The organism is Anatilimnocola aggregata, assembly GCF_007747655.1.
In the GTDB taxonomy this organism is placed as follows: Bacteria; Planctomycetota; Planctomycetia; order Pirellulales; family Pirellulaceae; genus Anatilimnocola; species Anatilimnocola aggregata.
In genome coordinates this window covers 5232797-5244373 of record NZ_CP036274.1, presented here as the reverse complement: position 1 = coordinate 5244373, position 11577 = coordinate 5232797, and the positions used below count along the sequence as shown (strand labels likewise).

The 11577-nt window shown below is 58.4% G+C and carries 8 protein-coding genes; all 8 read left to right on the top strand.

What is annotated here, in order from left to right:
• Positions 1 to 181: 181 nt before the first annotated feature.
• The 8 genes from ETAA8_RS19520 to ETAA8_RS19485 all read left to right on the top strand — a co-directional run bounded on the left by ETAA8_RS19520 (position 182) and on the right by ETAA8_RS19485 (position 11550).
• The gene (locus ETAA8_RS19520) at positions 182 to 568 is read left to right on the top strand and encodes a response regulator (RefSeq protein ID WP_145092110.1); all 387 of its coding nucleotides are present in this window, start codon (positions 182 to 184) and stop codon (positions 566 to 568) included.
• A gap of 40 nt (positions 569 to 608) precedes the next feature.
• Complete coding sequence (locus ETAA8_RS19515) at positions 609 to 1217, top strand: hypothetical protein (protein WP_145092107.1); 609 nt, start codon at positions 609 to 611, stop codon at positions 1215 to 1217.
• A gap of 2 nt (positions 1218 to 1219) precedes the next feature.
• On the top strand, positions 1220 to 2608 hold the full coding sequence (locus tag ETAA8_RS19510; RefSeq protein ID WP_145092104.1) for a hypothetical protein: 1389 nt from the start codon (positions 1220 to 1222) through the stop codon (positions 2606 to 2608).
• Positions 2609 to 2670: 62 nt separating this feature from the next.
• A complete protein-coding gene (gene aqpZ, locus ETAA8_RS19505; RefSeq protein ID WP_145092077.1) occupies positions 2671 to 3375 on the top strand; it encodes an aquaporin Z in 705 nt (234 codons plus the stop codon).
• A gap of 29 nt (positions 3376 to 3404) precedes the next feature.
• Positions 3405 to 5006, top strand: a complete 1602-nt coding sequence (locus ETAA8_RS19500) for an arylsulfatase (RefSeq protein ID WP_145092074.1) — start codon at positions 3405 to 3407, stop codon at positions 5004 to 5006.
• Between the two features lie 78 nt (positions 5007 to 5084).
• A complete protein-coding gene (locus ETAA8_RS19495) occupies positions 5085 to 6728 on the top strand; it encodes a haloacid dehalogenase-like hydrolase (protein WP_145092071.1) in 1644 nt (547 codons plus the stop codon).
• Positions 6729 to 6780: 52 nt separating this feature from the next.
• Positions 6781 to 9186: an arylsulfatase gene (locus ETAA8_RS19490; protein WP_202921103.1), complete on the top strand. Its 2406-nt coding sequence runs from the start codon at positions 6781 to 6783 to the stop codon at positions 9184 to 9186.
• 9 nt (positions 9187 to 9195) lie between these two features.
• Positions 9196 to 11550 carry an arylsulfatase gene (locus tag ETAA8_RS19485; protein WP_202921102.1) on the top strand — a complete coding sequence of 785 codons (2355 nt, stop codon included), beginning with the start codon at positions 9196 to 9198 and terminating at the stop codon, positions 11548 to 11550.
• Positions 11551 to 11577 lie beyond the last annotated feature (27 nt).

Here is an 11577-nt window from a genome sequence, read left to right as displayed (position 1 = left end):
CATTCCCACGCACACCCGAGACGGTGGTCTACGTTCTTTGCGGATTTTGACAGTCAAATCTTAACTGGATTTGAGTAGTTTTACTCATCGCTTTCCAGGCAGCCGATTTTCTATACTCGGTCGCGACGTTACATTCCGCCGACGATTGGTCGGGGCCGTGCTGCGATGACTGGACCAATCGATGCGTCGAGGAAGCGTGTTACTCGCAGACAGCCACTCACCCATGCTGGAAGCCATCCGCACCCTGCTCGACGAACGATTTGAAGCGGTTGTGATGGTGGCCGACGTACGATCGCTGCTAGAGACGATGGACCGACTCAAGCCCGATCTGGTGATCGTTGATGTGTCACTTCCGCACAACGCTGGAAAGAACGTCATTGCAATGATTCACGAGCGATTGCCCAACACGGACCTGATTGCCCTCAGTGCGTACAGCGACCGAGCGTTGACCGACCGAATCCTGGCCAGCGGGGCAATCGCCGTCGTACAGAAAAGTTCAGCAGTGACAGGTCTCGGCCCGGCCTTGGACGCGCTAGGGTGCGATCGCCAGTGTTCCGCGCCAGCATAAATCGATTGATCGTTCCAGTATTCAATAGAGGACCCTGACCATGAGACGAAGTTGGTTTGCGGCATTCGGACTGCTTGCTGTGCTAATCACAGCAGGGTGGGTCGTTGCCTTATCGTTCGCAGGGCAGGATGTGCCCAAGGCGAGCTCGGAATCACCCCCGGCGGAGACTCAGGCGGCAGTCGCAACAGATCGGCAAAGCCCGCTCGACACCCTCGATTGGCTCGTTGGGGATTGGGTGAACGAGGATGAGAACCGTCCGATCGAGTTCAACTGCCATTTTACGAAGAATGGATCGTTTCTTGTTCGTTCGTTCCGAATCATTACCGAGAAGGATGTTCGCATGTCGGGCATGCAGGTGATTGCCTGGGATCCGGCGCAACAATCGATTCGTTCATGGACGTTTGATTCGGATGGCGGTTTCGGCGAAGACACCTGGACTCAATCAGGCAATCGCTACACCATTCGCGCGCATTATACGCTCCCCGACGGTGGGATTGCGTCGGCGATCAACGTCTTCACGTTCGTCGATGACAACAAATGCACTTGGAAGTCGGTTAGCCGGGAAATCGATGGCGAACTGCAGCCTGACACTGACGAAGTTGTCCTGGTTCGCAAGACATCTGAACTCAAACCCGCGGGAGGTAAGTAATCATGACGCAGCGAATGAAGGTCATGTTTCTTTATCTGGGTGGCATCGCCGCCCTGGCTCTAACAACGACGGAAGCATACTCGCAGCGAGGTGGAGGTGGCCGCAGTGGAGGCCATGCTGCGCCAAGCGCGCCCAGGCCAGGGAATGCGGGACCGGCCATGTCCAGGCCGAGCGGTGGCGCTCCAAAGGCACATGGCAACGCAGGAGCGCCGAACATCGGCAAGCCCGGCGGTGGCGCGCCGAATATCTCCAAACCGAACGTAACGAACCCGGGTGGTGGCGCATCGCGGCCAAACATCGGCGCTGGTGGTGGAAAGCCGAATGGCGGATTTGAGCGTCCAACCGCTGGAAACCATACGCCGCCAAAGTTGGGTGGTGATGGGCCTCGCGGTCCTGGCAAGACCGACCCGCCCAAGGTCGGAGTCGAGCGCCCCAACGTCCCCGGCAAAACGGATCGGCCGAATGTCGCTGCGCGACCGGGAGGCGGACCTTCGTCATCTCAACTGAATGACTTTCTGGGTGGCGGCAGTCAAGGCGTCGATCGCCCAGACTTGGGTAAGCAAGGGCGGCCCAACCTGGGCAACGACAATTTTCCGAAAGTCGGCGATCGGGGCAACAATTCGACGAACATCAACGTCGGCAATGTCAACGTCGGCAATTCGGTCGACTACTCGAAGAACCAGAAGGCCTGGGTGGATAACCATCACGCGACCGGTAATCAGGTTCGCGTGAACGCCGGAAACCGATATGCAGGGGCGTACAACAATGGGGCTTATCGTCGCGGAGCGGTCGGCGGGTATCCCTACTACGGTGGCTGGGGCAACCGGGGCGCCTACTACGGTTGGCGTCCGGTCACCTATGCCAGCTTCGGTACGTTTATGGGAACCGCATGGGTCAGCGCTCAGCCTCGGTACTACGCCTACGGTACCGGTGGCAATGTGTACTACGAGAACAATATCGTTTATGTGGACGGCCAGGCGGCCGGCACACCGGAGGAATATGCGGCGCAATCGACAGCGTTAGTTGCTTCCGCTCCCGCGCAGGTAACGGACACGGAGTGGCTTCCGCTGGGAACCTTTGCGCTGACACGCGAAGGAGTGAATGATTCCCAAGCCATGCTCGAACTGGCCGTGAATAAGCAGGGAGTGGTTGCCGGCACCTACTACAACGAGGCAACGCAAGTCTCCCGTTCACTGAAGGGCATGCTGGACAAGGCCAGTCAGCGCGCGGCCATCGGATTCGCCGACGGCAAGAACACCGATGTCGTGTTGGAAACGGGCATCCAAAATCTGACGCAGGATGAAGCCCCTGCTTTGCTTCATCAAGGCAAGGAGCGTTCCGGTCCGGTGCTGCTTGTGCGGCTGCAGGCCCCAGAAGAAGAGCAGAAGTAATTCACGCATCACATCTCAATGTCCACTTGGACATCACAGGCGTTCACAATAGGAAACCATAAGTGGATCTCAGTAAACGTTGTACTGCGGAGTTTATCGGCACGTTCTGGCTCGTCTTCGGGGGCTGTGGCAGTGCCGTACTGGCGGCGGCTTTTCCCGAGGTGGGCATCGGACTGCTCGGCGTGTCATTCGCTTTCGGGCTAACGGTCCTCACGATGGCGTATGCGATTGGCCATATTTCGGGCTGCCATTTGAATCCCGCCGTCTCTATCGGTTTGGTGGCGGGAGGGCGTTTTAAGATCGCTGAGCTTGCCCCTTACATCATTGCTCAAGTGGTGGGAGGAATTGCCGGTGCTGGGATGCTCTATCTGATCGCTTCAGGAAAAGCCGACTTCAAGTTGGCGGACGGATTCGCCTCCAACGGCTACGGCGAACATTCGCCTGGCGGCTATTCCTTACTGGCAGGATTCGTCGCCGAGTTCGTCCTCACTTTCATGTTCTTGCTGATTATCCTCGGCGCGACCGACAAGCGAGCGCCGCAAGGCTTCGCGCCGATCGCTATCGGTTTGGGCCTGACGCTGATCCATCTGATCGGCATCCCCGTCACGAATCTCTCGGTCAACCCAGCACGATCGACTGGCCCCGCAATCTTCGTGATGGGTTGGGCCGTGAGTCAACTATGGCTGTTTTGGCTTGCACCGATCCTGGGCGCGGCAGTCGCGGGTGTCGTGTATCGGTCGGTCTTTGAAGTCACAGACGCGAAATAACTCTTTTGTTTCCCGCAGGAGCTAACACCATGAATCTCAAGCGAATGTGCGGCGCGTTTATCGCACTGCTGACGATCACGCTGCTCTCGCCGCTGTTCACTTCGGCCCAGAGCAAGCGGCCGAATATCGTCATCATCTGGGGCGACGACATTGGGCAGTCGAACGTCAGCGCCTACTCTCATGGCGTGATGGGTTACAAGACGCCGAACATCGACCGCCTCGCCAAGGAAGGGATGATGTTCACCGACTATTACGCGGAGCAAAGTTGCACCGCAGGGCGGGCCTCGTTTCTCACGGGGCAGCATGGTCTGCGCACGGGCATGACCAAAGTCGGCCTGCCAGCAGCCACCTTGGGCCTGCAGAAGGAAGACCCAACCATCGCCGAATTGCTCAAACCGCTGGGCTACACGACGGGCCAATTCGGCAAGAACCATTTGGGCGACCGGAACGAGTTTCTGCCAACCGTGCATGGCTTCGACGAGTTTTACGGCAATCTCTATCACTTGAATGCGGAAGAGGAACCCGAGCATCCCGACTATCCCAAGGATCCAGCCTTCCGCGCGAAGTACGGACCCCGCGGCGTGATGGACTGCAAAGCCACGTTCAACGATGACCCGACCATCGACCCGCGCTTCGGCCGGGTCGGCAGGCAAATCATCAAAGACACTGGCCCGCTGACCAAGAAGCGGATGGAGACGATCGACGACGACGTCGCTGGTCGCGCCGCCGACTTCATCCAACGCCAGTCCAAGACCAACAAGCCTTTCTTCGTGTGGGTGAACTTCACGCACATGCACGCTCGGACGTATCCGAAGCCGGAGAGCAAGGGACAGTCGGGCCGCTGGCAGAGCGAGTATCACGACGTGATGATCGACCACGATCGGAATGTGGGAACGGTACTCAAGGCTCTCGATGATGCCGGAATCGCTGGCGATACCTTTGTGATGTACAGCACCGATAACGGACCGCATATGAATACCTGGCCGGACGGCGCGATGACTCCGTTCCGGAACGAGAAGAACACGAACTGGGAAGGAGCCTATCGTGTTCCTTGCATGGTCAAGTGGCCGAACAAGATCAAGCCTGGCAGCGTCTCCAACGACATCGTCGGTCATCACGACTGGCTGCCGACGCTTCTGGCAATGGCCGGCGATACCGACGTCACCAACAAACTGCTCAAAGGGCACCAGGTCGGTGACATGACCTACAAAGTGCATCTCGATGGCTTCAATCTCGTTCCCTACCTGACCGGCAAGACGGAGAAGTCCCCGCGCGAGTCGTTCATTTATTGCAACGACGATCAGCAGGTGGTGGCCATGCGGTACGACAATTGGAAGCTGGTTTTCATGGAACAGCGCACGCAAGGCACGCTTAAAGTCTGGGCCGACCCCTTCGTGACGCTCCGCGTACCGTTGATCTTCAACTTGCGAATGGATCCTTACGAGCGAGCACAGGTCACCTCGAACACCTACTACGATTGGCTGTTCAGCCACGCCTTTTTGCTCGTTCCCGCGCAGGACTACATCGGCAAGTTCCTGCTGACGTTCAAGGACTACCCGCAGCGTCAAAAGGCTGCCAGTTTCAACCTGGACGAGGTCATGCAGAAGCTGAAGGAAGTCCCCGCAAAGTAGGTTACTCCGTTCTCCGAGCGGTCGGCCATCTTGCCGGCCGCTCCATTTCCCCAAAATAGTGCCCTTCAAGAGACCGCGATGACAACGATTCGCCTTTCGCTTCTTGCATTCGCGATCTGGGGCCTCGCGTTTCTCTCTCCAAGGCTCGTGTGGGGGCAAGGCCCGCAAGCCGCTTCCGTAGTGACGGCGATCGACATCCTGCTCAACCCGGATCGAGTGATGATCGACCACGCACGGGCGGCAAACGACCGATTGCGCGTCGACTACCCAAAAAGCTTCGCCCTCGATGCCGACCACGCTCCACACATCACTATTATCCAGACGTTCGTGCGCACCAGCGAACTGGACAAGGTGTATGCGGCTGTCGCCAAGGTAACGAAGGACGAAAACCCGACGGAGTGGGAGTTGAAGACGAAGGGGTATTACGACATCCCTAGCGGGAATCTGGGGGTCGCCGGAATCGTGATCGAACCGACCAGGGACTTGCTTCGACTTCAACAGAAACTGATCGACGCTGTAGGTCTGTACACAGCCGACAAGGGGACCGATGCGGCGTTTGTGCCCAAGCCGGACGGGGGCGCGATGGTTCCGGGACTTATCGACTACGTCACGGGATTTGTTTCCAAATCCAGCGGCAAGAACTTCAACCCGCACGTCACCGTCGGTCTCGGCACCCGCGAGTTCCTTGACAAGCTCAAGGCCGAACCGTTTAAGTCGTTCACCTTCAAGGCTCGTGGCGTCGCCGTGTATCAACTCGGTGACTTCGGCACGGCCCAGAAACTACTGTGGACTTCAGCCCCCGCCGATCCGTTGCCATCGTGGAATGACACCAATTCCAAACAGTCGATCATCGACTTCGTGATGAAAGTCACCAAGGATGGCTCACCGGACTTCGTTCCGGTGGCTGAGCGCATCGCCACCTTCGACAACGACGGCACGCTTTGGTGTGAAATGCCGATTCCCGTCCAACTCTATTTCGCCATCGACCGAGTCAAGGCTCTCGCCCCGAAGCACCCGGAGTGGAAGGAGAAGCAGCCGTTCAAGGGTGCCCTCGAAGACGACATAAAAGCCATCTTCACCAACGGCGAGCGCGGACTGTTCGAACTGATGATGGCCAGCCACGCAGGCATGACCACGAACGAGTTCGAGGCCATTGTTAAGGATTGGATCGCCACCGCGAAGCACCCGCAGTTCAAGCGACCGTACACGGAACTCGTCTACCAGCCGATGCTCGAAGTCCTCACCTATCTGCGGGCCAACGGCTTTAAGACGTATGTTGTCTCCGGCGGAGGGATTGAATTTATGCGGCCGTGGATGGAAAAGGTCTACGGCATACCTCCCGAGCAAATCATCGGCAGCAGCATTGAGACGAAGTACGAACTCCGCGATGGAAACCCGGTGTTGGTCCGGTTGCCCCAACTCGACTTCAACGACGACAAGGCCGGGAAACCAGTTGCCATCAACAGATTCATCGGGCGGCGACCGATCATGGCCTTCGGCAACTCGGACGGCGACTTCGAAATGATCGAATGGACCACGACCGCGAAAGGGCCGCGGTTCGGGCTCATCATTCATCACACCGACGCGGAGCGGGAGTACGCTTACGACCGAAAAGCCGGACTCGGCCGACTCGACAAAGGCCTCGACGAAGCGTCGAAGCGGAACTGGACCGTAGTGAACATGAAGGACGACTGGAAGACGGTTTTCCCGACCAAGAAGTAATTGAAACCTACAAAGAGGAGCTCTCATGCGTACGCGACTCCTGCTACTGGCCGTGCTTGGCACGGTCGAGGCTGCGCTCGGATCGATGACCGTTTCTGGCCAATGGACCAATGCGATAGCCCAGGAAAACAAGGCCCAAGTGAAGGAGGCCGTCCTCGTCGTGGATGGTTCGCTCCTTCCCTTTCCCCCAACGCCTTCCGCCTCCACTCCTGGCCTGACGATCCAGGATTCCACCTACAAGAAACGCGTCGAGCCAAAGCGGCTGGCCGCAGGTGCGCCGAATATCCTCGTCATCCTCATGGACGACGTAGGACCGGGTACAGCCTCGACCTATGGCGGCGAAATCAATACGCCGACGCTCGATCGCGTGGCGAAGTTGGGTGTTTCGTTCAATCGCTTCCACTCCACGGCCATGTGCTCCCCCACGCGGGCAGCACTGCTCACCGGGCGCAATCACACCCGCGTCGGCAACGGTCAGATCGCGGCGATCGCCAACGACTTCGACGGATTCAGTGGTACGATCCCGAAGTCCTCAGCCACGGTCGCCGAAGTGCTCAAGAACTACGGCTACAACACCGGCGCCTGGGGTAAATGGCACAACACGCCGGAAGAGCAGATCACCTCCAAAGGGCCATTCGAGTATTGGCCCACCGGCTATGGATTCGAGTATTTCTACGGCTTCCTCGCCGGCGAGGCTTCGCAGTATGATCCGACGTTGACCCGCAACACATCTCCGGTTACCGATCATCTCCCCAAGGGCTACCACCTCACGGATGACATCGCGCAGGACGCGATCACTTGGCTACGGGAACAGAAGGCGTACGCCCCGGACAAGCCGTTCTTCATGTATTGGGCACCCGGCGCCTCGCACGGTCCGCATCAAGTGATGAAGGACTGGGCTGACAAGTACAAGGGCAAGTTCGACGACGGCTGGGACAAGTATCGCGAACGCGTCTTTGCCAAGGCGAAGGCCAAGGGCTGGATTCCGCAGTCCGCACAGCTCACGCCGCGCCCCGAGTCGCTCGCGTCGTGGGATTCGATTCCCGAAGCGGAAAAGCCGTTCCAGCGTCGTCTAATGGAAGTCTTCGCCGGTTTCACCGAGCACGCCGACTACAACGCGGGACGCGTGATTGATGAAATCGAACGCCAGGGCAAACTCGATAACACGCTTATCTTTTACATCTGGGGCGATAACGGGTCTTCTGCTGAAGGGCTGTATGGCACCATCAGCGAGCAGCTCGCGCAGAATGGCATCCCGACCAAGATTTCACAGCACCTTGAGGCGCTGAAGGAACTCGGCGGCCTCAACGCGCTGGGCGGTCCGAAGACCGACAACATGTATCACGCTGGCTGGGCCTGGGCGGGTAGCACGCCCTACAAATCCACCAAGCTCGTCGGAGCCCACTTCGGCGGCACTCGCCAGCCGATGGCCGTCTCCTGGCCGAAGCGGATCAAGGCAGACCCGACGGCGCGACCGCAGTTCCATCACGTCATCGACATCGTGCCAACCATCTACGAGCTGACCAAGATCACGCCACCGAAAGTCGTGAATGGGTTCGAGCAGGATTCGATCGACGGTGTCAGCATGACCTACGCGTTGGGCGATGCCAATGCGCAGGGAACGCGGAAGACGCAGTTCTTCGACATCATGGCCAGCCGCGGCATTTACCACGACGGCTGGTTCGCAAGTGCTCCCGGCCCGCGTGAACCGTGGGTCGGAGGGCTGCCGAAGGGCATCAAGGAATGGTCGCCGCTGACGGACAAGTGGGAGCTTTACAACCTCAATGAAGACTGGAGCCAGGCGAATGATCTCGCTGCCACGAATCCAAAGAAACTTGAAGAGCTGAAACTGCTCTTCTTGCTCGAATCCACGAAGAACAAGAACCTGCCCATCGGTGGCGGCTTGTGGTCCACCGCCATGTTCCATCCCGAGGACGCGCCCGCCTCCGCGCTCACGGAATGGACCTTTGATGTCCCCATCACCCGCATGCCAGAATCCGCCGCGCCCAAGCTCGGCAAACAAGACAGCTTGGTGAGCATGGAGGTGGACGTTCCGAAAAACGCGAACGGCGTGCTCTATGCGCTGGCTGGGTTTTCCGGCGGCATCACCTGCTACGTAAAAGACGGCTTTCTGTGCTACGAGTTCAACCTGTTTGAGATTCAGCGCACCAAGCTCAAGTCCAATGACAAGCTGCCGACAGGCAAGGTGAAGATTGAAGTCGAATCCAAATTGGTCGGTAAAATCGGCGGGTCGATGGATGTCACGCTTAAAGTGAACGGTAAAGACGTGGCACAAGGGCGAGTTCCGGCCGCCATGTCCCTGCACTTCACTTCGAATGCGACCTTCGACATCGGTGCCGACCTGGATTCCCCAGTCTCGCTCGATTACTTCGATCAGGCACCGTTCAAGTTCAATGGCACGATCGGCAAGACGAAGATCGCCTATCCCAAGAAATAGGTACCATCGATGAAAACTAAGCTCGCGTTCCTCGCCGCCCTATGCTGCATTGTCCCAGCGGCCTTCGCCGCCACGCCCGACGACGGGTCCGTGCTGCCATTTCCGCCAGCTCCTACCGCCAGCAAGGCGGGGCCAACGCTGCAAGAATCCATCCACAAACGTCGCATCGAGCCGAATCGGTTTCCGAAAGGCGCGCCGAACGTGCTGATCGTGCTCATCGACGACGCCGGGTTCGGCGTCCCGGACACCTTCGGGGGTTTCGCACACACGCCGACGCTTTCGAAGCTTTGCAATGAGGGAATCAGCTACAACCGCTTCCATACAACGTCGATCTGTTCCCCGACCCGCGCTGCATTGCTCACGGGGCGCAATCACCAGCGAGTTGGCAACGGCACCATCGCCGAGCGCGCGGTGGATTGGGACGGCTACACCGGCGTGATGCCGAAGACAGCCGCAACGATGGCTGAGGTCCTGAAGAACTACGGTTACAAGACCTCCGCCTTCGGCAAATGGCATAACACTCCCGCCGACCAGACGACAGCGATGGGGCCGTTCAACTATTGGCCCACGGGGTACGGCTTCGAGTACTTTTATGGCTTCCTGGCCGGCGAGACATCGCAATGGGAGCCGCGCCTCGTCGAGAACACGACAGCCATCGAGCCGCCGCACGATGAGAAGTACCACCTGACCGAGGACATGGCGGACCAGGGAATCACCTGGCTGAAGAAGCACCGGGCATTTTCGCCGGACAAGCCGTTCCTCATGTATTGGGCACCCGGCGGCGTCCACGGCCCGCACCACGTCAATGCGTCTTGGGCTGACAAATACAAAGGCAAGTTCAATCAGGGCTGGGACAAACTGCGTGAGGAAGTCTTCGCTCGCCAAAAAGCGATCGGGTGGATTCCCGCCAATGCCGAACTCACGCCGCGCGACTCGACAATGCCTGCTTGGGCGGACATCCCTGAAGCGGAACGTGCTTTCCAAACGCGGCTGATGGAACTCTATGCCGGATTCTGCGAACACACGGATGCCCAGGTTGGCAAGCTGGTGGATTTCCTCGATGAATCCGGTCAGCGCGACAACACGATCATCCTCTATCTCTGGGGCGACAACGGTTCGTCGGCCGAGGGTCAGAACGGTTCAATCAGCGAACTCCTCGCGCAGAACCAGATCCCCAACACCATTCCCCAACAGATCAAGGCGCTCGACGGACTGGGCGGCCTCAACGCGCTGGGCGGCCCATTGACCGACAACATCTATAATGCGAGCTGGGCCTGGGCTGGCAGCACACCCTTCCGTTCCACGAAACTTGTCGCGGCTCATTTTGGCGGCACGCGCAACCCTCTCGTCGTATCTTGGCCGAAGAGAATCAAGGCCGATAAGACTCCACGCTCGCAGTTCTATCACGTCAACGACATCGTTCCGACGCTGTACGACGTGATCGGCATCAAGGCCCCGAAGGAAGTTAACGGTTTCCCACAGGACCCCATCGACGGCGTCAGCATGGCCGCCAGCTTCACCGATGCGAAAGCACCCGAAAATAAACACGTCCAGTATTTCGACAACAACGGCAGCGACGGCATTTACAAGGATGGTTGGTACGCCTGCACCTTCGGACCGCTTAGCCCATGGCTGAATGCCCAGCCCGGACTCGACAAGTGGGATTCCTCGAAAGCCGTCTGGGAGCTTTATGACCTCACCAAGGACTTCACGCAGATGCACGACCTCGCCAAACAGCATCCGGAGAAAGTCGAAGAAATCAAAAAGCTCTTTCTGGCACAGGCCGAAGAAAACAAGGCATTTCCCATCGGAGCTGGCATCTGGCTGCGCATTCATCCCGAAGATCGGATCAAATCACCTTACACGAGTTGGATTTTCGACGACACGACCACCCGCATGCCTGAGTTCACTGCGCCCGCGTTGGGCAACCACAACAACACAGTCACCATCGATCTCGAATGCGGTGCGGATGCCAGTGGCGTGCTCTATGCGATGGGCGGAGCGGGCGGAGGCCTCACTTGTTACATGGATAAGGGTCACCTGATCTTTGAATACAATCTCATGATCATCGACCGGTCCATTGCGAAGTCGGCAGAAAAGGTCGCCCCCGGCAAGCACACCATTGTCGTGAACACCGCACTCAAGGCCGCCAAATCCGGTGCGCCCGCCGACATCGTGCTCACTGTTGACGGCAAGGAAGTCGCTCGAACCACGGCGAAGATGACCGTACCGGCCGCGTTCACTGCCAGCGAAAGTTTCGATGTTGGCACCGACCTTGGCTCAACGGTCTCCCGCGATTACTACGAACGGCGTCCGTTCAAGTTTGATGGCCTGATCAAGAAAGTGACTGTCGAACTGAAATGAAGTTGCTGGTTGCCGACAGCTTCGCAT